Source organism: Sphingosinicella sp. BN140058 (assembly GCF_004135585.1).
GTDB lineage: Bacteria > Pseudomonadota > Alphaproteobacteria > Sphingomonadales > Sphingomonadaceae > Allosphingosinicella.
This window is the reverse complement of sequence record NZ_CP035501.1, coordinates 1,432,018-1,450,913: the sequence shown is the minus strand read 5'-3', so window position 1 is coordinate 1,450,913 and position 18,896 is coordinate 1,432,018. Positions and strand designations below refer to the sequence as shown.

The following is an 18,896-nucleotide window of genomic DNA, read 5'->3' as shown; positions in this document are numbered from 1 at the left end:
TGCGCATGGCTCGTCTTCCCGCCGCCCTTCTGCTCGCGTTCGCCGTGCCGGCCGCGGCCGATCCGCTTGCCGATCAGGTGCGCGCCGACATGCCGTCGCTGATGACCATCTATCGCGACCTCCATGCCAATCCCGAGCTCAGCATGCAGGAGGTGAAGAGCGCGGCGAAGCTCGCCGCCGAAGCGAAGAAGCTGGGTTTCGAGGTCACCACCGGCGTCGGCAAGACCGGCGTCGTCGCGGTGATGAAGAACGGCCCGGGCCCGGTCCTCTTGATCCGCGCCGATATGGACGGGCTGCCGGTGATCGAGCAGACCGGGCTACCTTTCGCCTCCAAGCTTCGCGGCACCAGCCTCGCCGGGGTGGAGAGCGGCGTGATGCATGCCTGCGGCCACGACACCCACATGACCACCTGGATCGGGGTCGCCCGGCGCCTGGCGGCGATGAAGGACCGCTGGTCGGGAACGCTCGTCATGATCGGGCAGCCGGGCGAGGAGATCGGCACCGGCGCCAAGGCGATGCTCGACGACGGCCTATACACGCGCTTCCCCAAGCCAACCCACGCGCTCGCCTTTCACGACAGCGCCGGGCTCGCGGCCGGCGTGGTCGGCTATTCGGTCGGACCTGCGCTCGCCAATGTCGACAGCGTCGACATCCAGGTGAAAGGCATTGGCGGCCACGGCGCCTATCCGCACACCACCAAGGATCCGATCGTGCTCGCCAGCCGGATCGTGATGGCACTCCAGACCCTGGTCAGCCGCGAAGTCGATCCGCAGGAGCCCGCGGTGGTGACCGTCGGCAGCTTTCATGCGGGCGCCAAGCACAACATCATCTCGGACGAGGCGACGTTGCTGCTCACCGTCCGTTCCTATACCGACGAGACCCGCAAGATCCTTCTCGACGGCATCCGGCGGATCGTCGAGGGCGAGGCGATCGCCGCCGGCATGCCCAAGGATCGGATGCCGGTCGTCACCCACAAGATGAGCGAATATACGCCCGCGACCTACAATACCGACAAGCTGACGGCGGATACCGCCGCCCTGCTCACTGCGCGTTTTGGGCCGGACCGGGTGCTCAAGACCAAGCCGGTGATGGGCGGCGAGGATTTCAGCCGCTTCCACCTCGCCGACAAGTCGATCGAGAGCACGATATTGTGGGTCGGCGGCGTGCCCAAGGCGCAGTGGGACCAGGCAGCAGGCGATCCCGCCAAGCTGCCGAGCCTGCACAGCCCGTTCTGGGCGCCCGATGCGGAGGCGGTGATCTCGACCGCGACCGAGAGCCTCGTCACCGGCGCGCTGGGCGTGCTCGGCAAGAGATGATCAGGCGCTGATCGCGGTCCTGATCGCCTCGGCCAGATCTTCGGCACGGTAAGGCTTGCTGACCAGCGGAACGTCGGTGAACGCCGGAGGGCGCCCGGCCGAACCATAGCCGGTGGTGAAGATGAACGGCGTTCCGCGGGCACGGAGCATCTCCGCCAATGGCGCGCTGTCGACCCCGTTCAAATTGATATCGAGCAGGGCGACGTCGAACGCCGTCTGCTCGGCGAGTTCGAGCGCGGCCGGCAGCGCCGTCGCCGCCGCCGCGATCTCGCAGCCGAGCTCTTCCAGCATATCCTCGGCCATCATCGCGATGATCGCCTCGTCTTCGACCAGGAGGATCCTCGTTCCCGCAATCGACATGGCAAGTTCCTCAGAAGGCCGGCGGCGCGTCTTTGCGGGCTCTGCTGCCTCGGGGCAAGTCTCGTTTGCCGCTTCGCATGGTTCGGCGCCGGGCGCTTGCCTGCCGCGAAGATTACTTTGCGATCACTGCAAAGCGGGTGGCATTGTCGGGATCGTCCTGCATGTCCGGCACCAGAATGGCGAGCCCGTAGGCGGAGGCCGCGGCTTCCGACGCCAGCACCGCGCGATCCCGGGTCCTCAGATCGCGGGCCGCGAACGCGGTGTTGGCGGCGGGCTCGGCTTCGAGGCCGAGCGCCGCCACCTTTTCCGCGCATTGCAGCAAGGCGACCGGATGGCTGCGGACGAGCTTCACGTCCGCGAGCGTGACGCCGGGCAGCGCGAGCAGGTGCATGCGAACGCGGAGGGGATGCTCGGCGAGCACCCGCACGCCGCTCGATGCGATGATCTCGGCAACGCCCTCGACCGGACCTGCGCGGCTGTTCTCGACCGGCAGCACCCCGCGCTCGGCCCCGCCGGAGGCGACCGCCCGCGCGACTTCGGCGAACGTGTCTGCCGGCACGAGCTCGCAGCCCGGGCAGAAAGCGAGCGCCGCCTGATGGCCGAACGCGCCGGGCGCCCCCTGATAGGCGACCTTCACGCGGCGTCCGAGCGACGCTCGGCCGCCCGGCCGACCAGGGACGCGACCGCGATCGCCACTTCCAGCGCCTGCGGCGGATTGAGGCGGGGATCGCAATGGCTGAGATAGCGCCGGCCGAGCTCACTTTCGCCGCCGCATGCCTGGCCGCCGAGACATTCGGTAACGTCGCTGCCTGTCATCTCGAGATGGATGCCGCCCGCATGCACCCCTTCCGCCGCAGCGACCTCGAAGAAGGTCCGGGTCTCAGTGAGAATGTCGGTGAGGTTGCGGGTCTTGACGCCCCGCACGACCGAGCCGTTGCCGTGCATCGGATCGATCGACCAGATCGCCCGGCGCCCCGCACGGCGCGTCGCCTGCATCAGCGACGGAAGCGCCGAGCCTGCCTGCGCGGCCCCGAACCGGCCGATCAGCACCAGCCGTCCGGCCTCGTTGTCCGGATCGAGCAGATCGATCAAGCGAAGCAGCTCGTCCGCAGCCATCGTCGGACCGCACTTGAGACCGATCGGGTTGGCGATGCCGCGGGCATATTCGACGTGCGCCCCGCCGATGGCGCGGGTGCGCTCGCCGATCCAGACCATGTGGCCCGAGCCGGCCCAGTGCAGGCCGGTCTCGGGATCCTGGCGGGTGAGCGCCTGTTCGTAATGGAGCAGCAATGCTTCATGGCTCGCATAGACCATGTCACGGCTGCGCTCCGCCAGGCGGTAGGCGCCGAGGAGGGTGAGGGTGGCGCGGGCCTGTTCGTACGCCTCGATCAACCTTTCGGGCTCAGGGGCGCGGCTGGCGCTGGTGAACGCGCGGCCGTTCACCGCATCGCCGCGATAGCTCGGCAGGCTGATCCCCGCTTCGCTCTCCATTGTCGCCGAGCGCGGCTTCGCGAACTGGCCAGCGGCGCGGGCAACGTGGACCACGGAGGGACCGGCGGACGCGATCAGGCTGCCGATGCCGAGCAGGAGCTGCTCGTCGCGCCGGACCTTCTCCGGGCTGAATTCGGCGAAGCTTTCGGCGCAATCGCCGCCCTGGACGAGGAAGGCTGCGCCCGCCGCGACCCGCGCAAGCCGTGCCCGAAGAGCCGTCACTTCGCAGAGCGGAACCAGCGGCGAACGCTCGGTCAGCGCCCGCTCGCTTGCGGCAAGCGCTGCCGCGTCCGGATAGACCGGCATCTGCGCTGCCGGACGCGCGCGCCAACTCCCGGGCGACCAGCTCGGACCGGCCGCTTCCCCGGCAGTCTCGATGGTGTCGCCCGGCGCGATCCGGCCGACTGCATAGCCGATCGTTGCGTCGCCCGCGTCGCGGACGATGTCGAAGACCAGCAGGCCATCGCCCTCGCCGGCGGCGAGCGGGGTGCCGAGCACCGCAATCGCTTCTTCCTCGCGGGCCAGGCGCAGCGCTTCCGCGCGCGATCCGACGCGTCGGATCGGGAATGCCGTGCCGAAATGATCGCGCACCTGAAGATCGAGCCGGTCCGGAATTTCGTCGCCGCACAGGATGATCTCGGTGCGCGCCTGCGCCTGCAGCGTATGCGCCATCAGTTCGCGCCAGATCAGCGCCACCGCATCCGCCGGAGTCGCTTCGGCACGCCCCTGCAGGCGGGCGATTACCTCGGCCTGGCGGCGGGGGCGGAGCTTGAGCCGGCCGTCCTCGCCATTGCCCTTGGCGGCGGAGATCGCTGCCGAGGCGGCGAGGCGGCGTTCGATGAGGTCGAGGATCTGGTCGTCGAGAGAGTCGATTTCGGCGCGGAGCGCGCTCAGGCGGTCAGGCATGATGATGTCTCACTGTCACCGCTCGCGTGGCGCTTGCACGGGGGGAGCGGCTCTTTCGGCAGGTGGGCAGGATGGGTGGCTTCGGGGGTGAGACTCCGGCACGCCCTCAGGCGTACCGGCCCATAAACGAAGCGAAGCTGCCGAGATGAAAGGAGAGAGCCTCGAAGCGGGCGACGATCTGTCCGTTCTTCATCTCTGCCTCCTTTCCGAGCCTTGATCGGCCTGTACTCTGAAACTGCCGATGGGATCCCATTCTGTCAACACTCAATGCGGCGGGCTGTCGCAAACCCAAACCCATGAGCCAGAGACGGCGCGACCGGAGAGGTACGGGATCCTATTCGCCGGGCCTGCGGCCGCGGGCCTTGCGCGGCTTCCAGACCACCTTGCGGCCCTTCGGCACGTGCCACTTGCCCGACGCCGTGCGAACCAGATCGGCGCCGCACCCGCTGCAGCGAGTGAAGAAGTAGCCGCGATTCCACACCTCGCCAGGTTCCGCGATGTGGTGGCCGAGCCGGCACATGATCTGTCTCGCGCTTGCGAAGAGCGGCACGTCGATATCTCCTCGCCGGCCATGCTAGGCCAACGGAGCCCGCCGCATCAACGGCCAAGCGCGGTCGCGGCGCGAAGCGCTGTTCAGCTGCGGGACGCGGCGTCGAGGCGCGCGCGCTGGTCCGCGGTGAGTTCCAAGGTCATTGCCGGCAGCAGCTCTTCCAATTGCTCCGGCGTGCGCGCGCTGGCGATCGGGGCCGCGACGGCGGGCTGCGCGGCGAGCCAGGCAAGTGCGACCTGCGCCGGGGTCGCCCGAGCCTCGGCGGCTACTGCATCGAGCGCCTCGAGCACGGCGAAGCCGCGCGCGTTCCAGAACCGCTCCATCCGCCCGCCGCGCACGCTTTGGCCGAAATCCTCGCGCCGGCGGTATTTGCCGGTGAGGAAACCGGAGGCGAGGCCGTAATAAGGAAGGATCGAAATGTCCTCCGACACGCAAAGCGGCTGCAGTGCTCTTTCGACATCCTCACGCGCCATCAGATGATATTCCGGTTGCAGCACCTCGTAGCGCGCGGTGCCGAGGCGGGACGCGGCTGCGAGCGACTCCTCCAGGCGCTCGGCGGTAAAGTTGGACGCGCCGAGCGTGCGGACCTTCCCGTCCCGTACGAGAGCATCGAAAACCTGGAGAACGTCGTCGATCGGCGTCTCCGGATCGTCCTGGTGCGCGTAATAGAGGTCGATGGTGTCGACCCCGAGCCGCTTCAGCGACGCCTCCGCAGCGGCGGCGATCCGCGCCGGCGCCAGTTTCTCGCCGCCCTCGCCGGGCAGCATTCCGACCTTGGTCGCGATCAGCACGCCTCGGGTACCACCACGGCGCCGGATCCATTCGCCGATGATCGTCTCGCTCTCGCCCCCGCGATGGCCCTCGACCCAGGCGGAATAGACGTCCGCCGTGTCGATCATCAGCCCGCCGGCCTCGGCGAAGCGATCGAGAGTGCGAAACGACGTCGCCGCATCGGCCGTCCAGCCGAACACATTGCCGCCGAGCACCAGGCGGGGCGTGGAAAGGTCGCTGCGGCCGAGACGGCGGAGTTCAGGCATCGGATGTTCCTTCATCATGGCCGGGTAAGAACTCGGAGTAGGCGGGTTGGCTGCACGGAGCGTCCCTGTCTCTCGGCCAGCCTCCTTCACCGAATCTTTGTCAATTTGCGCGACACCACGCGCCGTGTCGGAAAAGCTTACATCTGAGGCGATGGCGCGATGGTAAGGCTGTTCAAGCATTACGTCCCCCATACCGTCCTGTTGCTCGGCCTGATCGACTTCGTCCTGCTGATGCTGGCGGGCGAGGCGGGATGGCTGCTGCGGTTGTGGCAGATCGATTCCCAGGCCGATCCCGACGTTGACCGACTCCCGCATCTGCTCACCTTCGCGGTCGTGCTCGAGCTGGCGATGGTCGGCGTCGGCGTCTACGGCGCCGATGCGCTGCGATCGATGCGGATCGGCACGGCGCGCCTCGTCGTCGCGATCTCGCTCGGCGTGCTGCTGCTCGCCTTCGTCTTCTTCATGCTGCCGGCGGTCACCTTCTGGCGCTCGAATCTGCTCTACGCGATGGCGCTTGCGCTGTTCGGCCTGTTCGTCGTCCGGGTAGTTGCGGGCCAGTTGGTCGGTCACGACGCCTTCAAGCGCCGCGTGCTCGTTCTCGGCGCGGGGCCTCGCGCCGCCCGGCTCGCCGACGTCGCCCGGCGCGAGGGGGCGGGCTTCGCCATTGCCGGCTACGTCGCCATGAACGACGGCGGCGTGGTGGTGCCGAGCGCGGTGAACCGCGCCGCGATCGCGAACCTCAACGATCATGTCGTCCGCCTCGGGGTCAGCGAAGTCGTGCTCGCGCTCGAGGAACGGCGCAACGCGCTGCCGCTCGCCGACCTGCTTCGGATCAAGACCACCGGAGTCCATGTCAACGAAATCTCCTCCTTCCTGGAGCGCGAGACGGGGCGGGTCGATCTCGACAGCCTCAATCCGTCGTGGCTGATCTTCTCCGACGGCTTTTCCGCGGGACGCCGCTTGTCGAGCGGCGGCAAGCGGCTGTTCGACATCGCGGTAAGCGCGGTGATCCTGCTCGTCTTCGGGCCGATCATCCTGCTCACCGCGGCGGCGGTGAAGCTGGAGAGCGCCGGACCGGCCTTCTTCCGGCAGCGGCGGATCGGCCTCTACGGCCAGCCGTTCGAAATCCTGAAGATCCGCTCGATGCGTCAGGATGCCGAAGTCGGCGGCAAGGCGGTCTGGGCGCAGAAGGACGATCCCCGGGTTACCCGGATCGGTTCGATCATCCGCAAGCTCAGGATCGACGAGCTGCCCCAGGCCTGGACCGTGCTGAAAGGCGAGATGAGCTTCGTCGGCCCCCGCCCGGAGCGGCCGCAATTCGTTTCCGATCTGGAATCGCGTTTGCCTTATTATACCGAAAGGCACGTGGTGAAGCCCGGCATTACCGGCTGGGCGCAGATCAACTTTCCGTACGGAGCCTCCGTCGAGGATGCGCGCCAGAAGCTCGAATATGATCTTTATTACGCCAAGAACTACACGCCCTTCCTCGATCTGCTGATCCTGCTCCAGACGGTACGTGTGGTGCTCTGGCCGGACGGCGCGCGCTGATGCTCGGTTTCGGTGTCTGGATGCACGCGCTCGCCGCGCTGGCGTTCGGCATTCTCGCCGTTCGCCAGCTTCGCCACTGGCGGCAGGGCGCGCGCAGCCGGCATCTCGCCGGCGCATTCGCCGTGACCAGCGCCTGGGCGATCCTGGTCGCTTTCGTCGGCGCCTCCTCGCTTGCCGCCGGACTTGCGGAAAGCGGCCGCAACTTCGCCTTCCTGTCCTTCATGTACGCGATCGTGCGCAGCGCCGACGTCGAGCGCCAGCGTGCGGTGCGCATCGTCTACGGTGTGATCGGCGGAGTCATCGGCCTGCAGATCACCATCGCCGGGGTGCTGCCGCGATTCGAAACCGAGCCGCTGGCCTATCAGGCGCTGACCTCGACCGCGCAGATGCTGGGGCTGCTCATCTCCGCCGGAGCGCTCGTCCTCGTCCACAATCTCTACGGCCAGGCCGCGCCGGACAGCCGCTCGGGGCTGAAGCTGCCGATGATCGCGCTTGCCGCGATGTGGACCTACGATCTCCACCTCTACACGACAGGCTATCTCACCCGTTCGCCGGTCCACGACCTGATCGCATTTCGCGGCCTGGTGCTGGTGTTGGTTGCCTCGCTGTTCGCCGCCGCCACCCGGCGCGACACCGAGTGGCGCTTCCAGCTCAGCCGCGCCGCGACTTTCCAGTCACTCTCCGCGATCGCGATCTTCCTTTATCTGATGGTGATGATGTCGGCGACGCGGGCGCTGGAAATCGTCGGCGGCGACTGGGTGCGTTTGGGCCAGGTCGGCCTGGTCTCGGCCATGATCGCGCTCGCCGGGCTGGTCCTGCCGTCGGGACGGCCGCGCGCCTGGCTGCGGGTGATGCTGGCCAAGCACTTCTTCGAGCATCGCTACGATTATCGCGAGGAATGGCTGCGTTTCACCCGAACCGTAGGTGCGGCGGGCCATGACGCGCCGCCGCTCGGCCAGCGCGTCGTCAAGGCGATTGCGGACATCGCCGAAAGTCCCGGTGGACTGTTGCTCGCGCCCGACGAGAATGGCCGGCTGGTCGTCGAGGCGCGGGTCAACTGGCACGATCCGCTGCCGCAAGCCGGCGATGACGCAGCCCTGATCGCTTTCCTCGAACAGACGGCCCACATCCTCGATCTGGATGCCGCGCGAACGGCCCCGACCGGCCAGACGACGCCCTCCACGGACCGGCTCGCCGCGCTCGAAATTGCCTGGGCAGGTGTGCCCTTGCTCCACAGCGATCGCCTGGTCGGTCTCGTCATCCTCCAGCACCCGCAGATCCGGCGCGCGCTCGACTGGGAGGATTTCGATCTGTTCCGCGCCGCGGGTATCCAGGCGGCGAGCTATCTCGCCGAAGCGCGCAGCCAGGAAGCGCTCGCCAACGCGCAGAGGTTCGACGAATTTAATCGCCGCTTCGCCTTCATCCTCCACGATATCAAGAATCTGGTCAGCCAGCTCAGCCTCGTCGCCCGTAATGCCGAACGGCACGCCGACAATCCGGCCTTTCGCCAGGACATGATCGCAACGCTTCAGAGCTCGGTGAAGAAGATGAACGATCTGCTCGCCCGCCTGTCCCGCAACGCCGGAGCCGAGGGCGATACGCCGCGTCCGACCAGTCTCGGCCACATCCTTTCCGCCTTGGCCGAAGGCAAGAGGCGGTTGCACCCGGTCGAAGTGGCGGCGCAGCCCGGCCTGGTGTCTGTGGTCGATGCCCGCGCGCTCGAGCAGGCGATCACCCATCTGCTCCAGAATGCGATTGATGCGAGCGACGGCGGCGCGCCGGTTCTGCTTCGGCTGCGCGCCGAGGACGGCACCGCGCTGATCGAGATCATCGACAATGGCGCCGGTATGTCGGCCGAATTCATCCGGGGCCGGCTGTTTCAGCCCTTCGCATCGACCAAGGACGGCGGCTTCGGGGTCGGCGCATTCGAGGCGCGGGCGCTGGTCGGAGCGATCGGCGGGCGGCTCGAAGTCGCCAGCATCGAAGGGGAGGGGACGTGCTTCACCATCATCCTGCCGCTCGCCGAGCCGAGCCATTATCTTTCACCCGAACGGATGCGCGCATGACCGCCGAGGCCAAAGCCAAGCTTCTGATCGTCGAAGACGACGAGGGCCTGCAGCGCCAGCTGCGTTGGGCCTATGACGATTACGAGGTGCTGATCGCCTCCGACCGCAATGCCGCGATTGATATCCTGCGCGCCGAGGAGCCGCCGGTGGTGACGCTCGATCTCGGCCTGCCGCCGGATCCGAACGGGGTGAGCGAGGGCTTCGCGACCCTGGAGAAGATCCTTGCGCTCAAGCCCGAGACCAAGGTCATCGTCGCGTCCGGCCACGGCGCGCGCGAAAGCGCGCTGCGCGCAATTTCGTCTGGCGCCTATGATTTCTACCACAAGCCCGTCGACATCGATCAGCTCGGGCTGATCGTTCGCCGCGCGTTCCAGCTGCACGGCATCGAGCATGAGAATCGCCGGCTCGAAAGCCGGGTCGGCGAGGATCGCACTGTGCTGGGCACGATGCTCACCGCAGCGCCCGAGATGATGAAGGTCGCGCGGACGATCGAGAGGGTCGCCAACACCAATGTGTCGGTGATGCTGCTCGGCGCCAGCGGCACCGGCAAGGAATTGCTGGCACGCGGCCTTCACAAGGCCAGCCGCCGTTCCGCTGGCGGTTTCGTCGCGATCAATTGCGCGGCGATTCCGGAGAACCTGCTCGAGGCCGAACTGTTCGGCTACGAGCGCGGCGCGTTCACCGGCGCCGTCAAGACCACCGAGGGCAAGATCGAGCAGGCGCATGGCGGCACCTTGTTCCTCGACGAGGTCGGCGACATCCCGCTTCCGCTCCAGGTCAAATTGCTGCGCTTCCTGCAGGAGCGGACGATCGAGCGGATCGGCGGCCGCAAGCCGATTGCGGTCGATACCAGGATCGTGTGTGCGACCCACCAGGATCTGCCCGAGATGATCAAGGCGGGGAGCTTCCGCGAGGACCTCTGGTACCGGCTCGCGGAAATCGTCGTCCGCATCCCCAGCCTTGCCGAGCGCGCCGGCGACGCGGTGCTGCTCGCCAAGCATTTCCTCCACCGCTTCGCCCGCGAGATGAACCCGCAGGTCAAGGGCTTCACACCGGCGGCGCTCGCCGCCGTCGACGCCTGGCAATGGCCCGGGAACGTTCGCGAACTCGAGAACCGAATGAAGCGGGCGGTGATCATGGCCGACGGCAAGCATGTCACTGCCGAGGATCTCGATCTCGAAACGGACGAGGAACAAGGCCTGCCGCTTAATCTCAAGGCGGCGCGGGAAGCGGCTGATCGCCGCGCCATCCGCCAGGCTCTGGCGCGCAGCGAGAACAATATCTCGAGCGCCGCCAAGCTGCTCGGGATCAGCCGGCCGACCCTCTACGATCTGCTCAAGCAATATGGGCTGCAGCCGTGACCCGGAAGCGCCTCGTCATCGCAGTCTCGCTGCTGCTCGGCGTCTCCGCCTGTTCCGGCGCCGCCGCCGACAACCCCGAGGTGTCGTACCGCAAGGGTCTCGCGGCGCTCGATGCCGGCGATCCGCGCACGGCCAAGGTGGAGTTGCTGAACGCGATCGACGGCGCGCCCGCCGATCCGCGCATCCGCATCGCCCAGGCCCGAACCCATTTGCTGCTCGGCGACGGCATCGCTGCCGAGGCGGAGCTGCTGCGCGCCCGCAAGCTGGGCGTGCGGGCGTCGGAGCTGCATCATCTCCTCGCCCATGCTTATTTCCTGCAGAAGAAATTCGACGAGGCCGCGGCCGAGGCGGAGCAGGCGCCACCTGCGCACCGCGCCTACGGCGTGCGGATGGCCGGCCGCGCTTATTATGCGCTCGGCGCGCTCGAAAAGGCGGCCGACGCCTTCACCGATGCCATGGCGGCCGGCGCCGACGACACCTGGGTGTGGACCGATGTCGCCCGCTTCCGTCGCAACACTGGCGCGCTCGGCGAGGCGATGGCGGCGGCGGATCGCGCCATCGCGCTCGATCCCGACAATGTCGAGGCGCTGACCCTGCGCGGGGAGCTCACCCGCAGCCAATATGGCCTCGCTGCAGCGATTCCGTGGTTCGACAAGGCGCTCGCGATCGATTCCAACTCGGTGTTGGCGCTGTCGGAACGGGCGGCGACCCTCGCCGATCTCGGCCGCATGCACGCCATGCTCGCCGACAGCCGCCGGATCCTGGCGATCCAGTCCGATCATCCGGTGCCGTGGTTCCTGCAGGCGATGCTCGCCGCCCGCGCCGGCAAGTTCCCGCTTGCCCGGACCCTCTACGATCGCACCGGCGGCGCCCTCGAGCTGCAACCGGCGGGCCTGCTCCTCGCCGGAATCATCGATCTGCAGACCGGGCGTTCCGAACAGGCGGTGGTTCGTCTCCGCAGCCTGCTCGACATGCAGCCCGCCAACTTCAAGGCGCGCCGGCTGCTCGCGGTCGCGCAATGGCGTCAGGGCGATGCTGCGGCGACGGTCGAGACGCTGCGCCCGCTGGCCGACCGACCCGATGCCGATCCCTATGTGCTGAGCCTGATCGGAAAGGCCTTCCAGCGGCGCGGCAATGCCGATCTCGCCGCCCATTATCTCGCCCGTGCGGCGCAGCCGCAGCGCCGCGATGCCGTCGCCTTGCTCTCCGGTCCCGTTGACGATGCCACGCTGGACGATCTCCGCGTCAGGGCCGATGCCAATCCGCGCGACGCCTCGCTGCAGGTCGACCTGGTTCGCGCGCTGCTCGGTCGCGGCAACGGCGGCGAGGCGCTGGCTCGCGCCCGTGCGCTGCAGGCTGCCTTTCCCGGTGCGCCCGATGCGCAGATGCTGGTCGGCGACGCGCTCGGCATCCAGGGCAATTTCGCAGCGGCGGCGCAGGAATATCGCAAGGCCGCCAACATCGCCTTCACCGAGCCTGTGGCGATGCGGCTGATCGAGGCTTTGCGCAATTCCGGCAACGAGCCCGCCGCGACCAGGGTGCTGACCCTGTTCCTTGCGCAGAACCCACAAAACGTGCCGGCCCAGCAACTCGCGGCCGCGAGCTTTCTCAAGGCGCGGCAGTGGGATGAGGCGATCGCGCTGTACGAGGGGCTTCGCCGACGCCTCGGCAATCGCGACGCGACGCTGCTCAACAACCTCGCCTGGGCCTATTCGGAAAAAGGCGCATTCGACCGTGCCATCCCGCTCGCCCGCCGGGCCTACGCGCTCGATCCGCGCAATCCGGCGACCGCCGACACGCTCGGCTGGCTGCTCTACAAGAGCGGCGAAGCGAGAATGGAAGGACTGGCGCTGCTCGATCGCGCAGCGCGCGGGGCGCCGAGCGATGCCGCCATCCGTGCCCATCTTGCGGCCGCAGGCGGGGCGGGCGCCTGAGCCGGATAGGCAAGGCCGTGTCCGAAGGCTAGGCAGGCGCGATGTTATCGCGTCGCTTCCTGCTCGGCGGGCTCCTCTCGCTCTTGCCGGCCCGGCTTCTGGCGCAGGCCGCGAGCCGCTCGCAGCCGCTCCCGATCGTCACCGAAGGGGCAGCCCGCGCGGTCGTGGTCGTCGGGCGCGATCCCGGGCCATGGGAGAAAGCGGCGGCGGACGATCTCGTCAAATATGTGAAGCTGATGTCGGGTGCGACCCTCACCGTCGCCGAAGCCGCGCCGCGCGGTGCCGCCGCCATCGTCCTTGGCACGGCGGCGCTCGCCATGGATCCGGCGATCGGCAGGCGCCTCGCCGCAGTGGCCAAGCCGAACCCGCTTGTCCAGGCTGACGCGATCCTGGTGCTGCGGCGCGGAGCGAACCTGTTCGTCGCCGGCACGAACGACGAATCGCATTATTTTGCGGTGTCGTGGCTGCTGCAGCATTGGGGCTGCCGGTGGTATCTGCCGACCGAATTCGGCGAAGTGGTTCCGGAGCGGCGCAGCCTGACGGTCGACACTCTCGACCATGTCCATGCGCCGCCCTTTGAAATCCGCCATTACTGGCTCGCCTGGAACGCGGATTCCACGGGCGCCGATCTGTTCAGGCACCGCAACTTCATGTCGGCGGCGACGATGGTCGGGGCGGCGCAGACGCTCGCCAATTACACGTCGGACATCGCACCGGCGGGCGGGGATCATTTCAATGTGCCGTTCACCGACCGGCCTACCGCCGAGCACGTCGCGGCCAAGATCGAGGCGGATTATGCGGCCGGCAAGGACGTGTCGCTCGCCATCTCGGACGGGGTCTATGAAAGCCCAGCCGATCGTGGGCTGATCACCCGCTACGATCGGTACATGCTGAAGCCGTCGGTGACCGACGCGATGCTGGTCTTCTACAACGCCGTCGCCGACATCCTTCGCCGCAAGTATCCGTCCAGCAAGGCGAAGATCGGCGGCCTCGCTTATGCCAACGTGACCCTGCCGCCCGATCGGGTGAAGCGGCTTGCGCCGAACCTGGTGATGTGGATCGCGCCGATCGACATCGATCCCAACCATGCGCTCGACGATCCTCGCTCGCCGCCGAAGCGCGAGTTCGGGGCGATGGTCGACGCCTGGTCGCGCCTCGCGCCCGGCCGGCTCGCGCTCTACGATTACGATCAGGGCATGCTGGTGTGGCGCGATGTTCCCAACCCCTCGCACCACGTCTTCGCCCGTGACGTGAAGATGTATCGGCGCCTCGGCCTCGTCGGCTTCGGCACGGAGAGCCGGGGTGCCGCCGCGACCACCTTCCTCAACCTGTTCTTCCGCGGCCAGTTGATGTGGAATCCGGACGCCGACGTCGATGCGTTGCTCCGGGATTTCTACCCGGCCTTCTTCGGCCCGGCGGCCGAAAGGATGGCGCGTTACTGGAACCGCATCTTCGCGGCCTGGGCGGAGACGAAGGTCACCGAGCACGAGCATATGGCGCTTCCCGCCATCTATACGCCTGCACTGGTCGAGGCGCTGCGCGGGGAACTCGCGGCGGCGGAGGCGATCCCGGTGACCGGCCGTTTCGCCGAGCGGCTTGCGTTCGTCCGCACCGGCTTCGACATTCTCGCCAACATCGTCGCGATGAACAGCAAGGCGGCGCGCGATCTCGATTATGCCGGCGCCGCGGCCGCGGGAGAGGCGGCGATGGCCGCGCGCAAGGCGATGCGCGCGATGAACCCGACCTTCACCCTGGATCCGGCCGACAGCCTGGAGCAGGGCAGCGCCTGGCTGTCGGGCGAGATCGTCCAGATGAAGGCGCTGCAGGCGCGGGCCGCCGGAGAGAAGGGCCGGATGCTCGCACCGTTGCCGCTGACCTGGTCGTTCCGCATCGAGCAGCCGCTTGCGGCCGACTGGCGCTATCAGGGGCCGCTCGGCGCCGAGGCCGGGAAGAGTTTCGGGGGCGGGGAAGGCGTCTGGCGGGAGGTCCGCACCGATCTCTATCTGCAGGCGCAAGACATCCTTGCCGCCGATGGCCAGGCGGCGCTGGGCCGCTACCGCTACCGGGCGGAGGTAGATCTTGCCGAGAGTGCCGGCGCCCACCTGCTCTTCCCCGGGCTGTTCAACGAAGCCTGGCTGTTCGTGAACGGCGCGCTGGCCGGCCACCGGCCGTACAACGAGCCGTGGTGGCGCGGCGATTACGGGTTCGAGTGGGACGTCGACGTCGCCGCCTATCTTCGTCCCGGCCGCAACGTCATCGAGCTGGTCGGCTTCAACCCGCATCATTTTGCCGGCATGTTCCGCCGCCCGTTCCTGTACCGTCCGAGCTAGTTTCGCGTCACCGATCCGTCATCGTCGCCACATACTTGTTCGCCCGGTGCCGTTCTGCAAATGCGGGCACGGCCACAAGGGACATTTCGATGAAGATCAGCCGCCTCGCCGCTCTTGCCGCACTCGCCGCCGGGATCGCCATCCCCGCTCTTGCCGCGGCAGCGCCGCCGAAGCTGGTGGTCGCGATCTCGGTCGATCAATTCTCGGCGGATCTCTTCCAGCAATATCGCAAGGATTATGACGGCGGCCTGCAGCGCCTGTCCGAGGATGGCGTGGTGTTTCCGGCCGGCTATCAGGGCCATGCGGCGACCGAGACCTGCCCCGGCCATTCAACGATCCTGACCGGCGCGCGGCCGTCGCGCACCGGGATCATCGCGAACAACTGGTTCGATCTGTCCGCCGCCCGCGAGGACAAGAACATCTATTGCTCCGAGGACCCGCGGGTGCCGGGCAGCAACCACGACAAATATACCGTTTCCCCCTACCATTTGCGCGTGCCGGCGCTCGGCGACCATATGAAGCGTGTCGATCCCCGCGCCAGGGTCGCGGTCGCGGCGGGCAAGGATCGCGCGGCGATCATGATGGGCGGCTACAATCCCGATCAGCGCTGGTGGTGGGGCGGCAAGAATTTCGTCGGCCATGGCGGCGCCGAGCCCGTGCCGGTGATCGCGGTCAACCGCGGCATCGCCGAAGACATCGCGGCGTCGCGTGCGGCACGCGATCTGCCGCGCAGCTGCGCGGCTTCGAGCCGGGCGATCCTGCCCGCCGGCGGCGCGACGCGCAGCGTCGGTGCAGGCCGCTTCGCGCGCGACGCCGGGGACAGCCGCGGCTTCCGGGCCTCGCCCGATCTCGATCGCGTCACCCTCGATCTCGCCGACGGCCTCCGCCGCGACATGAAGCTCGGCGAGGGGGATGCCACCGATTTGCTCATCGTCGGCCTCTCGGCGACCGATTATGTCGGCCACACCTACGGCACCGAAGGCGCCGAAATGTGCATTCAGATCCACGCCCTCGACAAGGCCCTGGGCGACTTCTTCCGCAAGCTCGACGCGACCGGCATCGACTATGTCGTGATGCTCACCGCCGATCATGGCGGCCATGATCTGCCCGAGCGCAACCGGCAGCGCGGCATCCCCGAGGCGGCCCGTGTCGATCCCCTGCTTTCGGCGACCGAGATGGGCAAGGCGCTCGGGCAGCGGCTGAAGCTCGCCGGGCCGGTGTTGTACGGCGACGGGCCCTTCGGCGACATGTATGTCGATCGCAAGCTCACCACCACCCAGCGCGGCCGGGCCCTGAACGAAGCGGTGAAGGCCTATCGCGCGCATCCGCAGGTCGAGGCGGTATTCACCCGAGACCAGATTCTCGCCGCGCCGCCGCCGCAGGGTGCGCCGGATCATTGGAGCCTGCTCGAACGGGTCAAGGCGAGCTACTATCCCGGCCGCTCCGGCGACCTCGTCGTGCTGCTGAAGCCCCGGGTCACCCCGATCGCCAACACCGAGGGCGGCTACGTCTCCACCCACGGCAGCCCGTGGGATTACGACCGCCGCGTTCCGATCCTGTTCTGGCGGAAGGGCATGGCGCCATTCGAGCAGTCGCTCGCCGTCGAGACCGCCGACATCCTGCCGACCCTCGCCGCCCTGATCAACGTGCCGATCCTCCCCGGCACGATCGACGGCCGCTGCCTCGATCTCGACGCCGGCGAAGCGAGCAGCTGCGGGCGGTAAGAGGCACGAGACTACGCTCCTCCCTTTCCTCCCTGTCTGCGAAGCGGATGGGGAGGGGGACCACCCGAAGGGTGGTGGAGGGGCTTCCCAAGCTGCTGGCCCCGCCGCTGCCTTGCAGGCGGTCCCCCTGCCAATGAGCTTCGCTCACAGGGAGGATGAGCGCACCGAGCGGGATCGACGTGCCCTTACCCCGCCAGAGCTTCGACCTTCTCGGCCAGCTCAAGCCAGCGTTCTTCCGCGGCGTCGCGCTCGGCGCGGGCTTTCTCGATCGCGGCGGTCAGCGCGGCGAAGCGGGGATAATCCTTCGTGTAGAGATCGGGATCGGCGAGTGCCGCCTCGTCGCGGGCGATCGCCGCCTCGATCTCCTCGATGCGGCCGGGCAGCAGATCGTAATCGCGCTGGTCCTTGTAGGTGAGCTTGGTCGTTGGTCGCGGCGTGGCCGCGGCCGGCTTGGCGGAATTGCTCCTGGCCGCGGCCGGCGCAGCGGCGGCCTTGCGCTGACGAACCCAATCCTCGTAGCCGCCGGCGACGACGTCGACCTTGCCCGAGCCGTCGAGGCCGAGCGTGATCGTCACCGTTCGGTCGAGGAAGTCGCGGTCGTGGCTGACGATCAGTACGGTGCCATCATAGTCGCCGATCACTTCCTGAAGGAGATCCAGCGTCTCGAGATCGAGATCGTTGGTCGGCTCGTCCAGCACCAGCAGGTTGGACCGGCGGGCGAATTCGCGCGCCAGCAGCAGCCGTGAGCGCTCCCCGCCGGACAAGGTGCCGATCCGCGCTTCGGTCATGTTCGGATCGAACAGGAATTCCTTGAGATAGCCCTGGATGTGCTTCTTGACGCCGCGCACCTCGATCCAGTCGCCGCCGTCGGCGAGCACGTCGCGCACGCGCTTCTCCGGATCCATCAGCTTGCGCTGCTGGTCGACGACGATGCCGGTCAGGGTCTGGGCACGCTTGATTCGACCCTCGTCCGCCTCGATCTCGCCGGTCAGCAATCTGAGCAGGGTGGTCTTGCCGGTGCCGTTGGCGCCGACGATACCGATCCGGTCCCCGCGCTGCACCCGAAGCGAGAAATCGCGGATGATCGTGCGGTCGTCGAACCCCTTGGTGACGTGCTCGGCGTCGATCACCACCTTGGTCTTCGCATCGTCATTTTGGATGCCGAGCTTGGCCGCGCCCGCCGGGCCCATCATCGCGGCGCGGGTCGCGCGCATCTCGTTCAGCTTGGCAAGGCGGCCCTGGTTGCGCTTGCGGCGGGCGGTGACGCCGCGCTGCAGCCAGTGCAGCTCAAGCTTCAATTTCGCGTCCAGCTTCTCGGCGACACGGGCTTCCTCGTGATAAACCTTCTCGGTCCAGGCATCGAAGCCGCCGAAGCCGATCTCGGCGCGGCGCAGATCGCCGCGGTCGAGCCACAGCACCGAGCGGGTGAGGCGGGTGAGGAAGGTGCGATCGTGGCTGATCACCACGAAAGCGCCGGTGAAGCGCGACAGCCAGTCTTCGAGCCACTCGATCGCGGCGAGATCGAGGTGATTGGTCGGCTCGTCCAGCAGCAGCACGTCCGGTTCCATCGCGATCGCCCGGCAGATCGCCGCACGGCGGCGCTCGCCGCCCGACGCGGTGGCGGCATCGCGGTCGAGATCGATGCCGATCTGGTCCGCGATCGCCTCCACTTCGTGGACCGGCGGCGCGTCGGGTCCGCTTAACGCATAGTCGCGCAGGGTTGCGAAGCCGGCGACCGGCGGATCCTGCTCGAGCAGGACGACCCTGGTGCCCGGTTGGATCGTGCGTCGACCCTCGTCGGTGTCGATCACGCCTGCCAGGCATTTGAGCAGGGTGGTCTTGCCGGCGCCGTTGCGGCCGATCAACGCTAGCCGGTCGCGCGCGCCCACGAACAGGCCGATGCCGCGAAAGAGCCAGCCCGAGCCCTGGACCAGGCCGAGATTTTCATATGCGAGTACAGGTGCTGCCATGCGCGGCACATAGGGGCGATGGAGGTCTTCGTCACCCTGCCGCGCGCTGCGTCATCGTGCCCGGCCGGCACAATTCCCGATCGCGCACGTGGGGCTATTCATCCGCGGGGCGACTCGGTCGCCGCCGTCCGACGCGTAACGAACGCCACGGCCTATGCGGCTCGTTTCGGCTCCGCTGACCCCGAAAGGGGGCTCGGACCATCGTGCTTCCGGAACATGGTTAATCTGGCATTCACGCGAATCACGCCGTCCTGCGCACGGGAGAGCCCGCCACACCCCCGTCGGGCTCTCCTCAACAAAGGC

The 18,896-nt window shown here is 67.9% G+C and carries 13 protein-coding genes and 1 pseudogene; 7 read left to right on the top strand and 7 right to left on the bottom strand.

The features are described 5' to 3' along the window. Positions 1-5: 5 nt before the first annotated feature. Entirely contained in the window at positions 6-1,316 is a 1,311-nt protein-coding gene (locus tag ETR14_RS06515) for an amidohydrolase (protein WP_206186061.1), read from the top strand. Here the strand turns inward: ETR14_RS06515 and ETR14_RS06510 are convergent, their stop codons facing one another. The 6 genes and pseudogenes from ETR14_RS06510 to ETR14_RS06490 form a co-directional block, all read right to left on the bottom strand. Then, positions 1,317-1,676 carry a response regulator gene (locus ETR14_RS06510; RefSeq protein ID WP_129383908.1) on the bottom strand — a complete coding sequence of 120 codons (360 nt, stop codon included), beginning with the start codon at positions 1,674-1,676 and terminating at the stop codon, positions 1,317-1,319. Positions 1,677-1,788: 112 nt separating this feature from the next. Then, positions 1,789-2,313 carry a prephenate dehydratase domain-containing protein gene (locus tag ETR14_RS06505; protein WP_165356344.1) on the bottom strand — a complete coding sequence of 175 codons (525 nt, stop codon included), beginning with the start codon at positions 2,311-2,313 and terminating at the stop codon, positions 1,789-1,791. Further along, positions 2,310-3,473 carry a 3-deoxy-7-phosphoheptulonate synthase gene (locus ETR14_RS06500; protein ID WP_243455901.1) on the bottom strand — a complete coding sequence of 388 codons (1,164 nt, stop codon included), beginning with the start codon at positions 3,471-3,473 and terminating at the stop codon, positions 2,310-2,312. Before ETR14_RS06500 ends, ETR14_RS06505 begins: the two co-directional genes overlap by 4 nt. A gap of 402 nt (positions 3,474-3,875) precedes the next feature. Beyond that, a pseudogene (locus ETR14_RS29065) lies at positions 3,876-4,073 on the bottom strand (chorismate mutase); the annotation flags it as partial. 334 nt (positions 4,074-4,407) lie between these two features. After that, on the bottom strand, positions 4,408-4,623 hold the full coding sequence (locus tag ETR14_RS06495; protein WP_129383905.1) for a hypothetical protein: 216 nt from the start codon (positions 4,621-4,623) through the stop codon (positions 4,408-4,410). Positions 4,624-4,706: 83 nt separating this feature from the next. Continuing rightward, complete coding sequence (locus ETR14_RS06490) at positions 4,707-5,660, bottom strand: aldo/keto reductase (protein WP_129383904.1); 954 nt, start codon at positions 5,658-5,660, stop codon at positions 4,707-4,709. 159 nt (positions 5,661-5,819) lie between these two features. Between ETR14_RS06490 and ETR14_RS06485 the strand changes: the two genes are divergently transcribed. The 6 genes from ETR14_RS06485 (at position 5,820) to ETR14_RS06460 (ending at position 16,623) form a co-directional block, all read left to right on the top strand. After that, positions 5,820-7,208: a TIGR03013 family XrtA/PEP-CTERM system glycosyltransferase gene (locus tag ETR14_RS06485; RefSeq protein WP_129383903.1), complete on the top strand. Its 1,389-nt coding sequence runs from the start codon at positions 5,820-5,822 to the stop codon at positions 7,206-7,208. Then, complete coding sequence (prsK, locus tag ETR14_RS06480) at positions 7,208-9,274, top strand: XrtA/PEP-CTERM system histidine kinase PrsK (protein ID WP_129383902.1); 2,067 nt, start codon at positions 7,208-7,210, stop codon at positions 9,272-9,274. The genes ETR14_RS06485 and prsK overlap by 1 nt, the downstream gene beginning before the upstream one ends. After that, positions 9,271-10,635: a PEP-CTERM-box response regulator transcription factor gene (prsR, locus tag ETR14_RS06475; RefSeq protein ID WP_129391446.1), complete on the top strand. Its 1,365-nt coding sequence runs from the start codon at positions 9,271-9,273 to the stop codon at positions 10,633-10,635. The genes prsK and prsR overlap by 4 nt, the downstream gene beginning before the upstream one ends. Continuing rightward, on the top strand, positions 10,632-12,569 hold the full coding sequence (locus tag ETR14_RS06470) for a tetratricopeptide repeat protein (RefSeq protein WP_129383901.1): 1,938 nt from the start codon (positions 10,632-10,634) through the stop codon (positions 12,567-12,569). The genes prsR and ETR14_RS06470 overlap by 4 nt, the downstream gene beginning before the upstream one ends. 41 nt (positions 12,570-12,610) lie before the next feature. Further along, positions 12,611-14,899: a DUF4838 domain-containing protein gene (locus ETR14_RS06465; RefSeq protein WP_129383900.1), complete on the top strand. Its 2,289-nt coding sequence runs from the start codon at positions 12,611-12,613 to the stop codon at positions 14,897-14,899. An 89-nt stretch (positions 14,900-14,988) separates the two neighbouring features. Further along, positions 14,989-16,623 (top strand): alkaline phosphatase family protein, encoded by a 1,635-nt coding sequence (locus tag ETR14_RS06460; protein ID WP_129383899.1) that lies wholly within the window; start codon positions 14,989-14,991, stop codon positions 16,621-16,623. A gap of 185 nt (positions 16,624-16,808) precedes the next feature. On the opposite strand, the gene ETR14_RS06455 is transcribed toward ETR14_RS06460, so the two are convergent. Further along, the gene (locus ETR14_RS06455) at positions 16,809-18,593 is read right to left on the bottom strand and encodes an ABC-F family ATP-binding cassette domain-containing protein (RefSeq protein WP_129383898.1); all 1,785 of its coding nucleotides are present in this window, start codon (positions 18,591-18,593) and stop codon (positions 16,809-16,811) included. Positions 18,594-18,896: the final 303 nt, after the last annotated feature.

Excerpts from the sequence above, each read along its gene's own strand:
- ETR14_RS06515 (WP_206186061.1), top strand. The coding sequence starts at position 6 with ATGGCTCGTCTTCCCGCCGCCCTTCTGCTCGCGTTCGCCGTGCCGGCC.
- ETR14_RS06510 (WP_129383908.1), bottom strand. The coding sequence starts at position 1,676 with ATGTCGATTGCGGGAACGAGGATCCTCCTGGTCGAAGACGAGGCGATC.
- ETR14_RS06500 (WP_243455901.1), bottom strand. The coding sequence starts at position 3,473 with ATGCCGGTCTATCCGGACGCGGCAGCGCTTGCCGCAAGCGAGCGGGCG.
- ETR14_RS06490 (WP_129383904.1), bottom strand. The coding sequence starts at position 5,660 with ATGCCTGAACTCCGCCGTCTCGGCCGCAGCGACCTTTCCACGCCCCGC.
- ETR14_RS06485 (WP_129383903.1), top strand. The coding sequence starts at position 5,820 with ATGGTAAGGCTGTTCAAGCATTACGTCCCCCATACCGTCCTGTTGCTC.
- prsK (WP_129383902.1), top strand. The coding sequence starts at position 7,208 with ATGCTCGGTTTCGGTGTCTGGATGCACGCGCTCGCCGCGCTGGCGTTC.
- prsR (WP_129391446.1), top strand. The coding sequence starts at position 9,271 with ATGACCGCCGAGGCCAAAGCCAAGCTTCTGATCGTCGAAGACGACGAG.
- ETR14_RS06465 (WP_129383900.1), top strand. The coding sequence starts at position 12,611 with ATGTTATCGCGTCGCTTCCTGCTCGGCGGGCTCCTCTCGCTCTTGCCG.
- ETR14_RS06460 (WP_129383899.1), top strand. The coding sequence starts at position 14,989 with ATGAAGATCAGCCGCCTCGCCGCTCTTGCCGCACTCGCCGCCGGGATC.
- ETR14_RS06455 (WP_129383898.1), bottom strand. The coding sequence starts at position 18,593 with ATGGCAGCACCTGTACTCGCATATGAAAATCTCGGCCTGGTCCAGGGC.